The 16,784-nt window shown below is 69.3% G+C and carries 16 protein-coding genes; 2 read left to right on the forward strand and 14 right to left on the reverse strand.

Going from position 1 to position 16,784, the window contains the following annotated elements; genetic code table 11:
• Positions 1 to 98 precede the first annotated feature (98 nt).
• The 10 genes from ABZ796_RS15310 to pafA all read right to left on the reverse strand — a co-directional run bounded on the left by ABZ796_RS15310 (position 99) and on the right by pafA (position 11,590).
• Positions 99 to 959, reverse strand: a complete 861-nt coding sequence (locus tag ABZ796_RS15310; RefSeq protein ID WP_357337916.1) for an inositol monophosphatase family protein — start codon at positions 957 to 959, stop codon at positions 99 to 101.
• A gap of 25 nt (positions 960 to 984) precedes the next feature.
• Positions 985 to 2,091: a ferrochelatase gene (locus ABZ796_RS15315; RefSeq protein ID WP_357337917.1), complete on the reverse strand. Its 1,107-nt coding sequence runs from the start codon at positions 2,089 to 2,091 to the stop codon at positions 985 to 987.
• Positions 2,092 to 2,239: 148 nt separating this feature from the next.
• Positions 2,240 to 5,020 carry a DEAD/DEAH box helicase gene (locus tag ABZ796_RS15320; protein ID WP_357337919.1) on the reverse strand — a complete coding sequence of 927 codons (2,781 nt, stop codon included), beginning with the start codon at positions 5,018 to 5,020 and terminating at the stop codon, positions 2,240 to 2,242.
• Between the two features lie 30 nt (positions 5,021 to 5,050).
• Positions 5,051 to 5,935: a YegS/Rv2252/BmrU family lipid kinase gene (locus tag ABZ796_RS15325; protein WP_357337920.1), complete on the reverse strand. Its 885-nt coding sequence runs from the start codon at positions 5,933 to 5,935 to the stop codon at positions 5,051 to 5,053.
• 17 nt (positions 5,936 to 5,952) lie between these two features.
• Positions 5,953 to 6,798 carry a twin-arginine translocase subunit TatC gene (tatC, locus tag ABZ796_RS15330; RefSeq protein WP_357337921.1) on the reverse strand — a complete coding sequence of 282 codons (846 nt, stop codon included), beginning with the start codon at positions 6,796 to 6,798 and terminating at the stop codon, positions 5,953 to 5,955.
• A gap of 8 nt (positions 6,799 to 6,806) precedes the next feature.
• Positions 6,807 to 7,100: a twin-arginine translocase TatA/TatE family subunit gene (tatA, locus tag ABZ796_RS15335; protein WP_357337923.1), complete on the reverse strand. Its 294-nt coding sequence runs from the start codon at positions 7,098 to 7,100 to the stop codon at positions 6,807 to 6,809.
• Positions 7,101 to 7,139: 39 nt separating this feature from the next.
• Entirely contained in the window at positions 7,140 to 8,147 is a 1,008-nt protein-coding gene (locus tag ABZ796_RS15340) for a WYL domain-containing protein (RefSeq protein ID WP_357337924.1), read from the reverse strand.
• The gene (locus tag ABZ796_RS15345; protein ID WP_357337926.1) at positions 8,144 to 9,127 is read right to left on the reverse strand and encodes a WYL domain-containing protein; all 984 of its coding nucleotides are present in this window, start codon (positions 9,125 to 9,127) and stop codon (positions 8,144 to 8,146) included. Before ABZ796_RS15345 ends, ABZ796_RS15340 begins: the two co-directional genes overlap by 4 nt.
• 24 nt (positions 9,128 to 9,151) lie before the next feature.
• Positions 9,152 to 10,132, reverse strand: a complete 981-nt coding sequence (locus ABZ796_RS15350) for an FKBP-type peptidyl-prolyl cis-trans isomerase (RefSeq protein ID WP_357337928.1) — start codon at positions 10,130 to 10,132, stop codon at positions 9,152 to 9,154.
• A 96-nt stretch (positions 10,133 to 10,228) separates the two neighbouring features.
• Positions 10,229 to 11,590 carry a Pup--protein ligase gene (pafA, locus tag ABZ796_RS15355; RefSeq protein ID WP_357337930.1) on the reverse strand — a complete coding sequence of 454 codons (1,362 nt, stop codon included), beginning with the start codon at positions 11,588 to 11,590 and terminating at the stop codon, positions 10,229 to 10,231.
• Between the two features lie 167 nt (positions 11,591 to 11,757).
• On the opposite strand from pafA, the gene ABZ796_RS15360 reads away from it, so the two are divergent.
• Complete coding sequence (locus ABZ796_RS15360) at positions 11,758 to 13,269, forward strand: SulP family inorganic anion transporter (RefSeq protein ID WP_357337931.1); 1,512 nt, start codon at positions 11,758 to 11,760, stop codon at positions 13,267 to 13,269.
• Here ABZ796_RS15360 and ABZ796_RS15365 read toward each other — a convergent pair.
• Positions 13,263 to 14,204, reverse strand: a complete 942-nt coding sequence (locus ABZ796_RS15365) for an endonuclease/exonuclease/phosphatase family protein (protein WP_357337932.1) — start codon at positions 14,202 to 14,204, stop codon at positions 13,263 to 13,265. The genes ABZ796_RS15360 and ABZ796_RS15365 overlap by 7 nt on opposite strands.
• 99 nt (positions 14,205 to 14,303) lie before the next feature.
• Here ABZ796_RS15365 and ABZ796_RS15370 point away from each other — a divergent pair, with 99 nt between their 5' ends.
• Positions 14,304 to 14,744, forward strand: a complete 441-nt coding sequence (locus ABZ796_RS15370; RefSeq protein WP_357337934.1) for a VOC family protein — start codon at positions 14,304 to 14,306, stop codon at positions 14,742 to 14,744.
• Positions 14,745 to 14,810: 66 nt separating this feature from the next.
• On the opposite strand, the gene prcA is transcribed toward ABZ796_RS15370, so the two are convergent.
• From prcA to ABZ796_RS15385, 3 genes are all read right to left on the reverse strand, one after another.
• A complete protein-coding gene (gene prcA, locus ABZ796_RS15375) occupies positions 14,811 to 15,665 on the reverse strand; it encodes a proteasome subunit alpha (RefSeq protein ID WP_357337936.1) in 855 nt (284 codons plus the stop codon).
• A 76-nt stretch (positions 15,666 to 15,741) separates the two neighbouring features.
• Entirely contained in the window at positions 15,742 to 16,575 is an 834-nt protein-coding gene (gene prcB, locus ABZ796_RS15380; RefSeq protein ID WP_357337937.1) for a proteasome subunit beta, read from the reverse strand.
• 3 nt (positions 16,576 to 16,578) lie between these two features.
• Positions 16,579 to 16,776: a ubiquitin-like protein Pup gene (locus ABZ796_RS15385; protein WP_008356645.1), complete on the reverse strand. Its 198-nt coding sequence runs from the start codon at positions 16,774 to 16,776 to the stop codon at positions 16,579 to 16,581.
• Positions 16,777 to 16,784: the final 8 nt, after the last annotated feature.

A 16,784-nucleotide genomic window follows, 5' to 3' on the forward strand; every position in this document is an offset into this window, starting at 1 on the left:
AGCAGTGAGTCTCGGGTGGGTGAACGCGGCTGTACCGGCGGGGCTCCGGGACCTTCCCGGCCCCCGGCCGGTCATAGATCTACATCAACCAGCGGCTTTCAGTCGGGTACGACACCCGGGAGCGAGTCAACTGGCAGAAAACCGGCCTGAACAGCCGCTTTCCGTAGTTCATCGTAGCCGTGCGCTGGTGCCACGATGACGAACCGGCGACCACCGACGCCGGTCGTCGCCTCCCAGCGAGCACCGGCGGCCTCCGCGACCAGGCCCGCCGCGGCGTGATCCCACAGGTGCAGGCCCTCCTCGAGGTAGCCGTCGAGGGTTCCCTCGGCCACGCCGCAGATGTCCAGGGCGGCAGAGCCGATGCGACGAACGTCACGTACGACCGGCAGGAACCGCACCAGCGCCTCGGCCTGGACCCGACGGAGCTCGGCGTCGTAGGAGAAGCCGGTGGCGATCAGCCGCTGCCCGAGCTCGGCGGGCCGACGTACGCCGATGGGCTCGCCGTTCTTGACGGCGGCGGCCGATCCGTCCGGCTGCCGGAAGGCGGCGTAGAGGGTGCCGCGGGGCACGTCGACGACCGCGCCGGCGACGACCGCGCCGTCATACTCGGCCGCGATCGAGACCGCGTAGCTCGCGAGCCCGTAGAGGAAGTTGACGGTGCCGTCGATCGGGTCGACGATCCAGCGCACGCCGCTGGTGCCCGCCGTCTCCTCCCCCTCCTCGCCGAAGAAGGCATCCTCCGGACGCTCCTGGGAGATCAGCCGCCGGATCAGCGCCTCGGTGTCCCGGTCGGCCTCGGTGACCACGTCGGTCGCGGTCGACTTCGTGGCCGCCACCTCGACGACGCCGGCAGCGCGCTCGCGGACGAGCTCGGCGGCCGCGCGGGCGGTCGCCACCGCGAGCGCGAGCAGGTCTCCGGGCTTGGGTGCGGGCTGAACCGGCGCTGGATGCTCTGTCATGAGGCCGACCCTATGCCGCGGGTGATCACTCGGAGTACTGGGGCGAGTCCTCCCCCGACAGGGTCGGCAGCTGCGAGCGCTGGTTGAAGCAGCAGCCCGCCGGGCAGCGGTCGGGCCCGGGGCCCAGGTCGCCGACCGTGGGCCGCTCAGGGGCCTCCCCGCGCTCCGCGGCGGCGCGCTCGAGAAGCAGATCGCGTACGGCGGCCACGAAGCGCGGGTCCTCCCCCGCGGTCGGGCTTCGCCGGGCGTGGATCCCGAGCTTCTCGGCGGTGGCCAGTGCCTCGGTGTCGAGGTCGTAGACGACCTCCATGTGGTCGGAGACGAAGCCGACCGGGCACATCACGACGGCGCGTACGTCCTCGCCCGCGAGCTCCTCGAGGTGGTCGTTCACGTCCGGCTCGAGCCACGGGATGTGCGGGGCGCCGGAGCGGCTGCAGTAGACGAGGTCCCATTCGTGGGTGGCCCCACGCCTCTGCGCCACCTGCTCGGCGATCACCGTGGCGACGTCGAGGTGCTGGGCGACGTAGGCGTTGCCGTCGGGGCCGGAGTTGTCGTTCATCGAGGTCGGGATCGAGTGGGTCACGAAGAGGATCCGCGCGCCGTCGCGCTCCTCCTCGGGAAGGTCCTCGATCGAGGCGAGCACGCCATCGACGACCGGCGCCACGAAGCCCGGGTGGTTGTAGTAGCGGCGCAGCTTGTCGAGCACCGGCGCGCTCTCGATGCCACCGCTCTTGTCGCACGCCTCGAAGAGGTTCTCGCGGTACTGCCGGCACGAGGAGTAGGAGGAGTAGGCGCTGGTCGCGAAGACCGCCGCCCGCTTGATCCCGTCGGCCCGCATCTGCGCGAGCGTGTCGCTCAGATAGGGGTCCCAGTTGCGGTTGCCCCAGTAGACCGGCAGATCGATCCCGTGCTCGGCCAGATCGCTGCGCAGCGCCGCCAGGAAGGCCCGGTTCTGGTCGTTGATCGGCGACTTCCCGCCCCGGTCGAAGTAGTGCTGCCCCACCTCGACCAGCCGCTCCCGCGGGATCCCCCGCCCCCGGGTCACGTTCTCCAGGAACGGCACCACGTCCTCGGTCTTCTCCGGCCCCCCGAAAGAGACGAACAGCAGAGCATCATAGGGAGAGACATCCACCCGCCCATCGTATTTCCTCACGCCGAAGAGTCGAAATCTGGCGCCGAGAAGTCAGCCGCGCAGGCAGAGGCGTCACGTACGCAGGCCGAGCTGTCACGGCTGTGCCAACTCGGCCGACGTACCTGACGTCTCGGCGGGAGGGAACGGACTACTCCACGACGGAGGAGTACGCGACGACGCCGCGCTTGAGGAGATCCATGGTCTGACGGGCCGTACGGCGCAGGGGGACGTCGCCGGCGGCGTCGGCGACCTGGCCGCACATGTCGATGAGCTGCTTCATCCAACGTACGAAGTCGCCGGCGGCGAGATCGACGACCTCGAGGACGTCGTCGAGGTCGTCGCCCTCGGCCCAGCGGTAGGCGGCCCAGGCGAACCCGAGGTCGGGCTGGCGGAGGAAGTCGAGCTTGTGGTCGCGCTCGAGGGCGTCGAGCTGACCCCACAGCCGTACGGTCTCGGCGATGACGTCCTTGACCCGGCCGCCGGGGAGGCGGGGCGGGGTGGCGTCGTCGGCGCGACGGGCCTCGTAGACCAGCACCGAGAGCGCGGCGGCGAGCTCGGAGGGGGTCAAGTCGTCCCAGAGTCCCTCGCGGAGCGCCTCGGCGGCGACCAGGTCCATCTCGGAGTAGAGCCGCATCAGATGGGTGCCGCGCTCGGTGACCGTCTCGCCCTCGAGATAGTCGAGGGCGACCAGTACGTCGCAGACCCGGTCGAAGGTGCGCGCGACCGTGTTGGTGCGCGCCTCCACCCGGCGGCGCAGCGTGTCGGTGTCGCGCGAGAGCTTGAACCAGCGCTCCGCCCAGCGAGCGTGGTCCTCCCGGTCGGGGCAGTCGTGGCAGGGGTGCATCTTCAGCTCGCGCCGCAGCTCGGAGATCTGGGTCTCCACCGAGCTCTTGCGCTCCTTGCGAGCGGTCGGCGACCCCTCGTAGGGCACCGGTCGCAGGTCGCGGGTCTTCTCCCGCAGCCGGGAGGCCATGTCACGGCGCATCTGCGGGTTGCGGCCGTTGAACGACTTCGGCACCCGCAGCCGGGTCTGGGCGACGATCGGCACATTGAAGTCCATCATCGCCAAGCGGCGGGCCTGGCGGTCCTGGGTGATCACGTAGGGACGTGGCCCGTCCGGGTCGAAGCCCGGGTCGACGATGACCGCATAGCCGGCGAACTTGCCCGTCGGCACGTCGATCACGTCACCGATCTTGAGCTTGGAGAGCGACTCGATGATCTCCTCGCGGCGGTCGGCACGCCGCTCGCGGGAGGAGGACTTCTCGACGTCGGAGATCTTGCGGCGGATCGCGGCGTACTCCATGAAGTCGCCGCGGTCGCACCTCGCCGCCTCCTGGTAGCCCTCGAGCGCGTCCTCGGCCTTGCGCACCTGGCGGGCCAGCCCGACGACCGCCTTGTCGGCCTGGAACTGCGCGAAGGACTGCTCCAGCAGCTCGCGCGAGCGCGCCCGCCCGAACTGGTGCACCAGGTTGACGGCCATGTTGTAGGACGGCCTGAAGCTCGACCGCAGCGGATAGGTGCGCGTCGAGGCGAGACCGGCGAGCTCGCGCGGGTTGAGCCCCTGCTGCCAGAGCACGACGCCGTGGCCCTCGACGTCGAGGCCGCGACGTCCGGCGCGACCGACGAGCTGGGTGTACTCCCCCGGCGAGAGGTTGACGTGGGCCTCGCCGTTCCACTTCGAGAGCTTCTCGATGACCACGGTGCGGGCGGGCATGTTGATGCCCAGCGCGAGGGTCTCGGTGGCGAAGACGGCCTTGACCAGCCCGCGCAGGAACAGCTCCTCGACGACCTGCTTGAACGCCGGCAGCAGCCCGGCGTGGTGGGCGGCGACGCCGCGGGTCAGGCCGTCGATCCAGTCGTGGTAGCCGAGGACGTGACGGTCCTCGTCGGGCAGGTCGGCGCAGGCCTCCTCGACGTAGGCGAAGATCTCGTCGCGCTCCTCGGGTGTGGTCAGCCGCAGGTTGGCCTGGATGCACTGACTCACCGCGGCGTCACAGCCGACCCTGGAGAAGACGAAGTTGATCGCCGGCAGCAGGTTGTCGCGCTGCAGCGCGGTGATGACCTCGACTCGAGACGGGATCCAGACCCGGCGCCCGTTGCCCACGCGGCGGTTCCCGTTGCCCTTGCGTTTGTCCTTGGGCGTACGCCGGTCCGTCATCCGTCCGGCCGCCCAGTCGTCGCGCGCCAGCCTCATCAGCTCGCCGTTGACCGGGGCGCCCTCCTTGACGAACCCGGCCGCCGCGTCGACGTCGGAGGAGGCGAACAGGTCCATGATCCGCCGGCCGGCCATCACGTGCTGGTAGAGCGGCACCGGCCGCTTCTCCTCGATGATCGTGGTGGTCTCACCACGCACCGTGGTGAGCCACTCGCCGAACTCCTCGGCGTTGGAGACGGTGGCGCTCAGGGACACCACCGAGACCGACTCGGGCAGGTGGATGATGACCTCCTCCCAGACCGCGCCGCGGGAACGGTCGGCGAGGTAGTGGACCTCGTCCATGACCACGAACCCGAGGCCCATCAGGGTCTGCGAGCCCGCGTACAGCATGTTGCGCAGCACCTCGGTGGTCATCACCACGACCGGCGCCTCGCCGTTGACGACGTTGTCGCCGGTCAGCAGGCCGACCTTGTCGGATCCGTAGCGCTTGACCAGGTCGTTGTACTTCTGGTTGGAGAGCGCCTTGATCGGGGTGGTGTAGAACGCCTTGCGGCCGGTCGCGAGCGCCAGGTGGATGGCGAACTCACCGACGATCGTCTTGCCGGACCCGGTGGGTGCGGCGACCAGGACGCCCTTGCCCTCTTCGATCTCCTTGCACGCCTGGATCTGGAAATCGTCGAGCCCGAAGTCGTAGAGCGAGGCAAAGTCCCGGAAGACGGGAAAGTCCTTGTCACGCTTGAAAGCGGCGTACTTCTCCGCTGGCGAGGCGTCCATGGCCCCGAGCCTATCGACCGACGCCGACAATCAGGTGGGCGGCGGCACGAGTACGCCGAGAGCGGACGGCACGCACTCGACCTCCAGCGGCAGCGGCCCGAGGCGCTCCCCGTCGCTGTAGGCGATCACGCCCGGCGCGGAGGCGTTGATCCGGCGGGCACGGATGCGTTCGAAGGCCGGGTGGGTGAGGTGCTTGGCCTGACGTACGCCGGGGAAGACGCGCAGGAACTCCAGCCGCGAGACCGGCTTGATGAGGATGGCGTCCAGCAGCCCGTCGGCGGGGTCGCACTCCGCCGCGATCCGCAGACCTCCGCCGTACGACTCGGTGTTGGCGATCGCCAGCAGCATCGCCTCCTGCTCACGCACGACACCGTCGATCTCGAGCCGGTAGGGCACCGGCGTCCAGCTGCGGATCACCGCCAGCGCGGCGAGCGTGTAGCGAAGGTCGCCGTGCGGCCAACGCATCGCGTTGGCCCGTTCGTTGACCGCCGCGTCGAACCCGGCGGCCAGGACGGTCGCGAACCAGGTGTCCCCGCTGCGCCCCAGGTCGATGCGGCGGGAGTGGTGGCGTACGACGACGTCGGCGGCGGCCAGCGGGTCACCGGCCGGGATCCCGAGCGCCCGCGCGAAGTCGTTGCCGGTCCCGAGCGGAACGACGCCGAGGTCGACCTCGGTGCCGGCCAGCGCCTGGACGGCGACGTGGACCATGCCGTCACCGCCGAGGGTCACGACCGTGTCGACGCCCTCGGCAGCCGCCTTCCTGGCCAGCTCGAGAGCGTGGTCGGCGTCGTCACCGATCAGGTGCTCGACCACGGCCCCTGAGGCCGCCAGCCTCGCGGTGACGGCATCGAGGATCTGGTCGGCGTTGCCGCGGCCGGCGGTGGGGTTGGCGAGCAGGGCGATCTGGCGCGTCACCCGCCGAATCGTACTGGTCAGATCACCGACGGGACGTCCGGATCCCCGATCCTGTCCTCGCGCTTGGCGGCCTTGCGCTTGTCGTGGGACCGGGTGATGACCTCGGAGATCCCGAAGAGCAGGACCATCGGGATGGCCATGATGCTCATCGTGAAGGGGTCACCCGACGGTGTCGCCACAGCGGCGAAGACGAAGGAGCCGACGATGATCCAGGCACGGTACTTCCCGAGCGCGGCGCCGGGCAGGACCCCGATCCGGTTGAGCAGGATGCAGAAGACGGGGATCTCGAAGGCGATGCCGAAGACCAGCAGCGTCCGGCTGAGGAAGCTGAGGTACTCGCTGAACTCGACGATGTTGGTCAGACCGTCGGGGACGAAGGCGAACAGGATCTCCAGGCCCTTGGGGAGGGTGACGTAGCCCAGCACGACGCCGACCAGGAAGAGCGGTCCGGCGACGGCCACGAAGATCCGGGACATCCGCTTCTCGTGCGCGTGCAGGCCCGGCATCAGGAAGGCCCAGATCTGGTAGAGCCAGATCGGCGCGGTGCCGATCAGCGCCGCCAGACCGCACAGCTTCAGGTAGAGCATGAAGCCGCCCGCGGCACCGTTGACGGAGCTCAGCGAGGCAGCGCCGCCCTCCTGGTCCATCATCTTGACGGCCTGGAGGTAGGGGTCCATGACCAGGTCGAAGAGCTGCTCGAAGAAGAACAGCGAGACGACGAAACCGACGATCAGGGCCAACGACGCCTTGATCACCCGCGCGCGGAGCTCACGCAGGTGGTCGGAGAGCGCCATCCGGCCGTCGTCGCCGATGGCGTGCTTGGGGGTGCCGCGCAGGAGCGCGACAACACCGGCGATGGACAATGTCGGCCTCAGTTGCCGGAGAGGCGCTCGCGCTCGGCCTTGATCTCGGCCTCACGACGCTCGAGCTCGGCGATGCGCTCCTGCTCGGAGGCGGTGAGCTCGGCCGGCTTCTCGACCTTCTCGCCCTTCTCCTTCTCGTCCTCGTCGCGAAGACCCTTGGTCTCGGTCTTGAAGATGCGCAGCGCCTGACCGGTGCCGCGAGCGAGCTCGGGAAGCTTGGCGGCGCCGAAGACGAGGATCACGATCGCCAGGATGATGAGCCACTCGGCTCCCTGCGGCATACCGATCAATGGAGTGAACATGAACTACCTCATCTACGTCTTAGGGGGAACGCTTGAAGTCTACGCGTCCGAACGGTACAGGCCGAGTGCCTGCCGCGCAGCCGCGGCAAACGATTCGGTGAACGTTTCCTCATCGAGGATCTCAGCATAGGGAGCCAGCCGGAGCAGCAACCGGGTGAGCCAGCGCTGGTCGTAGACCCGCAGCCCCACCTCGAGCCCGCCGCCCGGCACCTCCACCGGGTCGATCACCGCATAGTATTCGCCGACCCAGCGGGCCTCGGGCGCCAGTCGCACCCGGACCACCGTCCCGGAGTCCGTACGCAGCGCGATCCCGCTCTCACCGTCGAGCTCCGCACGCTCGCCCGTCTCCGGCGCAACCGCTATCGGGGTGTCGAGCACCTCGGCGCCCCGGATCCGGTCGAGGCGGAAGCTGCGCGGCGCCTCGGCCGTGTGGCACCAGGCGTCGAGATACTCGATGTCGCGGATCGAGACCAGCGCGCGCGGATCGATGACCCGCGAAGACTCCTCGTCGCGCGCCGGGACCCAGTAGTCGATGCGAACCTGACGGCCCTGGTCGATCGCGGTCGCGATCGCGGCATGGATCTGGACGAGCGAGGTGTCGATCGACTCCTCGCCGGGGTCGACGCGCGCCGCGGCGCCCTCGGCGGCCGCCTGCTCGAGCTTGGCCAGCGTGCGGTCGACGACCTCCTTCGTCTCCGCACTCACCGCTCCGCCGCGCAGCGCGCGAAGCGCGACGATCACGGCGGTGGCCTCGATCGGGGTCAGCCGAAGCTGGCGATCGAGATAGTCGGCGTTGGAGATCCGGATGACCCGGTCGCCGTCGGGCTCGGTCAGCGCGTCGATGTCGACGTCGATCAGGTCGTCGGGGTAGCCACCGGGCAGGCCGCACATGAAGAGCACCTGCAGGTCCTTGACCAGCTGCTTCTCCTCGACACCGAGATCGGCGGCCGCCTTGTCGAGGCGTACGTCGTCCTCTTGGGAGTAGAGGTAGGGCACCAGCGTCAGCAGCCGCCCGACCTGTCCCTTGGCACCCGTGTTGGCGCTCATCGTGAGACCCCGTCCAGGCGCGCGACCAGCCGCTCCAGCCGGGCCCCGACCTCGCGGCGCAGGTCCTCGGGCTCCTCGACGTAGGCGTCGGGGCCGTGTCCCAGCACCGCCCCGACCAGGTCGGCGGGGACCCGGGTCAGCACGACACGGTCCCAGTCGTCGCGACCATCGGGACCGCTCACCCCGGACTCGGTGGAGTCGGCGGCCCTGCGCAGCGTGTAGCCACTCCCCTGACGCAGCAGCAGCACGGCCTTCCCCGTGGGCGGTGCCGGCGCCAGGTCTCGTGCGATATCGCGTACGTCCACCTCGGCCGGCACCTCGAAGGCATCGAACTCGCCGACCGCCCGAGCCTCCCCCAGGACGCGGGAGAGCCGGAAGATGCGGGTGTCGTCGCGGTCGACGTCATGGCCGACGGCGTACCAACGGCCCGAGTAGCGCACCACGCCCCACGGCTGCAGCCGCCGGTGGGAGGGCTCGGCCGCACGTGACCCGCGGTAGTCGAACTCGACGACCTGCCGGTCCTGGGTCGCGGCCACGAAGACGTCGAAGGAGCCCTCCTCCGCGGCCAGCCGCGGCTGCACGATCTCCAGCGCCGAGACGTCGGTCTCGAGCCCGGCGGCGTTGAGCTTGCGTACGGCTTCCGTGGTCGCCTCCGCCATCGAGGCGTTCTCCCAGACTCTGGTGGCCAGGGCGACCACCGCGAGCTCGTCGGCCTCGAGGGTGATCGGCGGCAGCGCGAACTGCTCGGGGCTGACCCGGTAGCCGATCTCGTCCTCGAAGAAGGAGTCGATCACCCCGGTCTCGATCGGCACACCGAGGCTGCGCAGCTCCTCCTTGTCGCGCTCGAACATCTTCTCGAACGCCTCACCGTGGGACGACGGGTAGAGGACCTCGCGGATCCGCTCCTTCGACACGTTGTCACGCTGCACGAGCAGCATGATGAGCAGGTTCATCAACCGCTCGGTCTTACCCGCCGCCACGGTGTTCTCCCCCTAGAGACTCTTCTACTGCGGCGCCGGGGTGGCTTCGGCCTTGACGACGTCGATGACGAAGTAGAGCGTGCTGTTGGCCGGGATCCCCGGCGTGCCGCCCTGGCCCGGCTTCTCCTCTGCACCGTAGCCCAGCTCCGGCGGGATCTGCAGCAGAACACGGCTGCCGACCTTGACGCCCTCCAGGCCGTTGGTCCAGCCCGCGACCACCTGGTTGAGGGCGAACGGCACGGCCTCCTTGCTGAAGCTCTCGTCGAAGGGCTTCTTGGCGCCGTAGGTCATGCCGAGGTAGTTGGCGGTGACCGTCTGGTCGGTGGTGATCTCCTCGCCGTCGCCCTCGGTCACGATGACCCGCTTGAGCCCCTCGTCGGCCTTCGGCTTCGCGATGCCGCTGAAGTCGAACCCGGTCGGCTTGCCGTTCTTCTCCACGACCTTCGGGAGCTCGGAGGCGTCGACGTCGTGCGGCGTCTTGTCGGCGGCCGGCTTGACCACGTCGACGACGACCAGCAGCGTGTCGTGGTTGCCGATGCCCATCTGCGGGTTGCCGCCCTCGCCGAGCAGGTCGGCCGAGCCGACGATGGCCTCGATCCGGTCGCCGACCTTGGCGCCCTTCAAGATGGTGCTCCACGGCTTCTCCGCCGGGAGCTCCTCGCCCTCGGCGGCCTGGCTCTCGTAGGACCAGTCCTTGTCCAGGGTGGTGGCGTTGCCGATGTAGATCTTGGCGAACACGCCGCGGTCCTCCGGGATCTCCTCACCCTTGCCCTCGGTCAGCGTCTTGACCTTGGGGTCCTTGGGGTAGGCGATCGCGGACTTCCACTTCAGCGTGGGCGCCTTGTCGACCGCGGCCGAGACCGTGACGCCGTCGAAACCGGAGACGGTCTCGTCGCCGTACCCCGTCTTCTCCTCGCCGCCGCAGGCGACCAGAGCCGGGATGAGCAGGGTGACGGCCAGCGCGCTCAGCGCGTGGCGCAGACGAGGCCGAGGAGCAGTGGGCACAGTGCAAACCTTCGTGACGTGAATAGATAGACGACAGCGGAGCACACCATATCCGCCCGGTGGTTACCCCGCAGCGAAGCCACCCCGGCAGGTGTTCTACATGCCGTCGATCAGCCGCTGCACGCGCTCGTCGTACGCCTTGAGCGGGTCCTTGCACAGCACGGTGCGCTGGGCCTGGTCGTTGAGCTTGAGATGGACCCAGTCGACGGTGAAGTCGCGGCGGCGCTCCTGCGCCTTCTTGATGAACTCGCCACGGAGCCGAGCGCGGGTGGTCTGCGGCGGCACCGACTTGGCCTCGAAGATCTTCAGGTCGGTGGTCGCCCGCTTGACCGCGCCCTTCTTCTCCAGCAGGTAGTAGAGGCCGCGGTTGCGGTGGATGTCGTGGTAGGCGAGGTCGAGCTGGGCGACGCGCGCGTGGCCCAGCGGAAGGCCGTGCTTGGCACGGTAGCGGTCGATCAGCTTCCACTTGATCACCCAGTCGATCTCGCGGTCGACCAGGGAGAGGTCGTCGGACTCGATCGCCTTCAGGCCGCGCTCCCACAGGTCGAGGGCCGCGATCATGGTCGGGTCGGTGATCTCGCGGCGGTCGACGAACTCGCGCGCCTTGGAGAGGTATTCGTTCTGGATGTCCAGCGCGCTGGCCTCGCGACCGTTGGCCAGGCGCACCTTGCGGCGGCCGGTCAGGTCGTGGGCGATCTCGCGGATGGCGCGGATCGGGTTCTCCATCGTCATGTCCCGCATGACGACGCCCTCCTCGATCATCCGCAGCACCAGGTGGCAGCTGGCGATCTTGAGCATCGTGGTGGTCTCGGACATGTTCGAGTCGCCGACGATGACGTGGAGGCGCCGGTACTTCTCGGCGTCCGCGTGCGGCTCGTCGCGGGTGTTGATGATCGGCCGGGACCGCGTCGTCGCGGACGAGACGCCCTCCCAGATGTGCTCGGCACGCTGGCTCACCGCGAATCCGGCACCCCTCGGGGTGTGGGTCACCTTGCCGGCACCGACGATCAGCTGGCGGGTGACCAGGAACGGGATGAGCACGTCGGCGAGCTTGGAGAACTCCCCGGCGCGGCTGACCATGTAGTTCTCGTGGCAGCCGTAGGAGTTGCCGGCCGAGTCGGTGTTGTTCTTGAACAGATAGATGTCGCCGGCGATACCCTCGTCGTGCAGCCGCTGCTCGGCGTCGAGGAGCAGCCCCTCCAGGATCCGCTCCCCCGCCTTGTCGTGCGTGACGGTCGAGATCACGTCGTCGCACTCCGGCGTGGCGTACTCGGGGTGGGAGCCGACGTCGAGGTAGAGCCTCGCGCCGTTTCGCAGGAACACGTTCGAGCTGCGGCCCCAGCTCACCACCTTGCGGAAGAGGTAGCGGGCCACCTCGTCCGGGCTCAGCCGCCGCTGGCCGCGGAACGTGCAGGTCACGCCGTACTCGTTCTCGATGCCGAAGATGCGCCTGTCCATACTGAAACCCTAGACGGTCGGCGGTGACTCCGGAGGCGTTCAGAGGTACGACACGGCGAGCCGCGCCGCCCACCGGCACGTCGGCCGGCAACGGGCCTCGGACGGGTCGAATCTCACATCGCTCGCGAAGCCGGGACGGTGGCGGCCCGGCCATAGGATTGCGGCTCGTGCCGTCGCCCCAGCCCCCGTCCTCCCCGGCCGACCAGCCGGGCGTCCTTGCCGCGCTGCGTTCGCCGAGGCTGCTGCGTACCGAGGTGCTGGCGGGTCTCGTCGTCGCGCTCGCGCTGATCCCCGAGGCGATCTCGTTCTCGATCATCGCCGGGGTCGACCCGCGGGTCGGGCTGTTCGCCTCGTTCACGATGGCGGTGGCCATCTCGTTCCTGGGCGGGAGGCCCGCGATGATCTCCGCGGCCACCGGAGCGGTCGCGCTGGTGATCGCCCCGGTGATGCGGGACCACGGCTATGACTACCTGATCGCGACGGTGCTCCTGGGCGGGCTGATCCAGATCGCCCTGGCGCTGGCCGGGGTGGCTCGGCTGATGCGCTTCCTGCCGCGCTCGGTCATGGTCGGTTTCGTCAACGCGCTCGCGATCCTCGTCCTCGAGGCACAGATCGTCCACATGGTCGGCGTGCCCTGGGCGGTCTATCCGATGATCGCCGCCGGCATCGCCGTCATCGTCGGCTTCCCGCGGATCAACAAGATCATCCCCGCACCGCTGGTGGCGATCGTCGCGCTCACCGCCTTCACCGTCATCGGCGCGGTCGACGTGCCGAACGTCAGTGACCAGGGCGAGCTGCCCGACAGCCTGCCGACCTGGTTCCTGCCCGACGTACCCCTCACCCTGGACACGCTGCAGATCATCGCCCCCTACGCCCTCGGCATGGCGCTGGTCGGCCTGCTCGAGTCGCTGCTGACCGCCAAGCTCGTCGACGACATCACCGACACCCCCTCCGACAAGACCCGCGAGGCCGGCGCTCAGGGCCTCGCGAACCTGATCACCGGCCTGTTCGGCGGCATGGGCGGCTGCGCGGTGGTCGGCCAGACGATGATCAACGTCAAGGTCTCCGGCGCCCGTACGCGCCTGTCCACGTTCCTCGCCGGCGTCTTCCTGCTCGTCCTGGTCGTCGGGTTCGGCGACATCGTCGGGCTGATCCCGATGGCCGCCCTGGTCGCGGTGATGATCATGGTCTCGGTCAGCGCCTTCGACTGGCACTCGGTCCGGCCCGCCACCCTGCGGCGGATGCCGCTCTCGGAGACGGCGGTGATGCTCACGACCGTCGCCGTCACCGTCGGGACCCGCAACCTCGCGATCGGCGTCATCGTCGGGGTCCTGGTCGCGATGACTCTCTTCGCGCGCCGGGTCGCCCACCTGACCGCCACGCACCGGGAGCTCGTCGAGAATGCCTCCGGCCAGGTCACCGCCGTCTACCGGGTCACCGGCGAGCTCTTCTTCGCCTCCAGCAACGACCTCTACACCCAGTTCGCGTATGCCGAGGACCCCGACGAGATCGTCATCGACCTCTCCGAGTCCCACATCTGGGACGCCTCCACGGTCGCGGCCCTCGACGCCATCACCCACAAGTACGAGACCAAGAACAAGTCCGTACGCATCGTCGGCCTCAACCGGTCAAGCGCCGACCGGCACGAGCGGCTGACCGGCCGGCTCAGCGGTCACTGACCCAGCGACACCTGCGCCACCACCGGCAGATGGTCGCTGCCGGACCGTGAGAGCACCTTCAGCTGCGTGACCTCGGCCCCCCGCGCGAGGACATGGTCGAGCTGCACGACGGGCAACGCCGAGGGGAAGGTGAAGCGGAAGCCGTGCTCCTCGCGCGATACCTGATCGGTGATGGGGGCGAGCCCCGGATCCATCAGGTTCCCGTTGAGGTCGCCGGCCAGCAGCACCTCCCGCGCCGGGTCCTCGGCGATCGCCTCGGCCAGCAGCTCGGCGCTCCGGTTGCGGCTGTTCGCCGCGAGCCCGCGCGGGCCCAGCCGGACGGAGGGAAGGTGCGCCACGTAGACGGCCACCTCGCCCTCCGGGGTCTGGACGACCGCTCGCAGGCATCGGTCCCAGGACGCCCCGATGCCCGCCGGACGGATGTCGACCCGCGTACGCTCCGAGATCGGGTGGCGCGACCAGAGCCCGACCGTCCCCTGGGTCGTGTGGTGCTCGAACGTGCGGCCCAGGGTCGCCTCGTACTGCGGGAGGTTCTCGGAGGTGACCTCCTCGAGCGCCACGATGTCAGGATCCTCGGCCAGCAGAAGATCGACGGTGTGCTCGACCTCGTGATTGTCGTCGGCGACGTTGTGCTGCACCACCGTGAGGTCGTACGCCGCCGGCTCGACGGGCATCAGCCGCGGGCCGAACACACCCACCCATGCCGCGAGCGGCGTCAGCGCGAGCAGCGCGGCGAGGGCCGAGCGCCGCAGGACCGCGGCAAGGACCAGCAGCGGAACCGCCAGGACGAGCCACGGCAGGAACGTCGCGACCAGCGAAGCCAGATTACCCCAGTGGTTCGGCACGAGCGCGTGCAGGCCGATCACTATCGCGAGCAGCACCGCGGCGAGCGCGAGCAGCCTCCCTCGTCGCCACGGCGACCTCTCAGCGTCCACGTCCAGCGACCCTAGCCAACCGGTCGTGACCATGTAGAGAACGGCGTGCCGGCCTCGTTCACCAGGCAGAGACACCCAACAGACACGAGGATGAGAGTCATGACACAGCAGCTGCGCTTCGACCACATCGGCGTCACCGTCGCCGACATCGACAGGGCCACCGAGTTCTTCGTCGGCCTCGGCCTGGAGATCGAGGGCCGAACCTTCGTGGAGGGCGAGTTCATCGACACCGTCTGCGGCATCCCCGGAGCCCGCTGCGAGGTCGTCATGCTGCGGCCCCCGGGCGGCGGCACCGCCCTCGAGCTCGCCCGCTTCGTCCGGCCCGACCACACCCCCGGCTCACCCGGGGCGATGGCCAACGAGCTGGGGCTGCGCAACGTCTGCTTCGAGGTCGACGACCTCGACGCCGAGCTGGAACGGCTGGCCGCGGACGGCTACGGGCTCGTCGGAGGCGTCGGCGTGCACGAGAACATCGTGCGGATGGCGTATGTCCGCGGCCCGGAGGGGATCGTCGTCTCGCTCTCCGACCGGATCGGCTGAGCTCCGGAGACAGATCGTGGGAGTGCTGAGGTCACCAGGTGACCCAGCACTCCCACGTTCTTGGACTCAGTCGAGCGGCGGGGCGATCGGCGGCTCGCCGCCGTCGTCGGCCGGCGGGGCCAGCGGGGCCTCGTCGACCGGCTTCTCGGCCGGCTTCTCCGCAGGGTTCTCGGGGGCCGGCTCCACGGCGGCCGGCTCGGCTGCAGCGACCTCCGCGGTGGCGACGGCCGAGCCGAGGATCTCGACCAGCGTGGCTGGCCGGATCCTGCGGAACTTGCGCGGCTGGGTGCGGTTGCGGTCGAGGACCGCGACCTCGAGGTTCTTCGCCTCGATCTCCCGGTCCTCGGTCTCCGTGTGGCCGAGCGCGGCCACGGCCAGCTTGATGGCGTCCTCGAGCGAGGCGCCCTCGGTGTAGCGCTCCTTGAGGTAGCCACCGACCGCCTCGGCGGCACCGCCGATGGCGGCGAAGCCGTGCTCGTCGACGACCTGACCGTCGTAGGTGAGCCGGTAGAGCTGGTCGTCCTCGGCGGAGTCGCCGATCTCACCGACGAAGAGCTCGACCTCGTAGGGCTTCTCCCCGCCCGAGGAGAAGATCGTGCCGAGGGTCTGGGCGTAGGCGTTGGCCAGGCCACGACCGGTGACGTCGCGCCGGTCGTAGGCGTAGCCGCGCATGTCGGCCAGCCGCACCCCGGCGATGCGGAGATTCTCGAACTCGTTGTAGCGACCGACCGCGGCGAAGGCGATCCGGTCGTAGATCTCGCTGACCTTGTGCAGCGCCGCCGAGGGGTTCTCGGACGCGAACACGATGCCGTCGGCGTACTGCAGCGAGACCAGGGCACGGCCTCGTGAGATGCCCTTGCGTGCGAAGTCCGCACGGTCGCGCATCAGCTGCTCGGGGGAGACGTAGAAGGGAGTGCTCATCGGCGTCCTCGCTTCGCTCGAACCGCCGACAAGCACGGCTCATAACGGTATTGAATTGTTCGCTCGCTACGCTCGCTCACTTGGCCTCCAGCTCGGCGATGGGACCGTCGGGCCGCTGGAGCCTCCCGGCGATGACAGCCTCCGCGACCGCGGCGACCTCGGCGTCGGGCAGGGTGTGCCCACCGTCGGCGGTGATGACGTGGACCAGGGGGAACAGCTTGCGGGACACGTCGGGACCGCCGGTGGCCGAGTCGTCGTCGGCCGCGTCGTAGAGCGCCTGGACCAGGACCGCGACCAGGGTGTTCTCGTCGAGGTCGGGCCGGTAGAGCTTCTTGAGCGCGCTCTTGGCGAACAGCGAGCCGGAGCCGACGCCGGAGTATCCGGTCTGCTCGTAGCGGCCGCCGGTGGGGTCGTACCCGTAGATCTTGCCCACGCCCGCGTCGGGGTCGAACCCGACGAAGAGCGGCACCACGACCAGGCCCTGCATGGCCATCGCGAGGTTGCCGCGCACGAGCGCGGAGAGGCGGCTGGCCTTGCCCTCGATCGAGAGCGTGGTGCCCTCGATCTTCTCGTAGTGCTCCAGCTCGGTCTGGAAGAGCTTGACCAGCTCGATCGCGAGCCCCGCCGAGCCGGCGATGCCGACCGCGGAGTATTCGTCGGACGGGAACACCTTGCGCATGTCGCGCTCGGCGATTAGGTTGCCCTGGGTCGCTCGCCGGTCACCGGCGATGATCACGCCACCGGGGAAGGTGGCCGCGACGATCGTGGTGCCGTGCGGGGCGATGTCGCCCAGGTTGCCCGGGACGGGGTGGTGCCCCGGGAGCAGCTCTGGGGACTGGGCGGTCAAGAAATCGGCAAAGGACGAGGTGCCCGGCGTCATGTAGGCCGCCGGGATGCGGGACTCCGACATCTGCTACTGCCCGCCCTTCTGGATGAAGGACTTCACGAAGTCCTCGGCGTTGGTCTCCAGGACGTCGTCGATCTCGTCCAGGATGTCGTCGACGTCGGAGTCAAGCGCTTCCTTGCGCTCGTTCACATCGGTCTCTGGCGCGGTCTCGACGGACTCCTCCGTCTCGGAGGACTTCTTCGGCTGCTTCTGCTCCTGTGCCATGTCTTCAA

It is taken from the genome of Nocardioides sp. NPDC047086, assembly GCF_040643685.1.
Taxonomy (GTDB): domain Bacteria; phylum Actinomycetota; class Actinomycetes; order Propionibacteriales; family Nocardioidaceae; genus Nocardioides.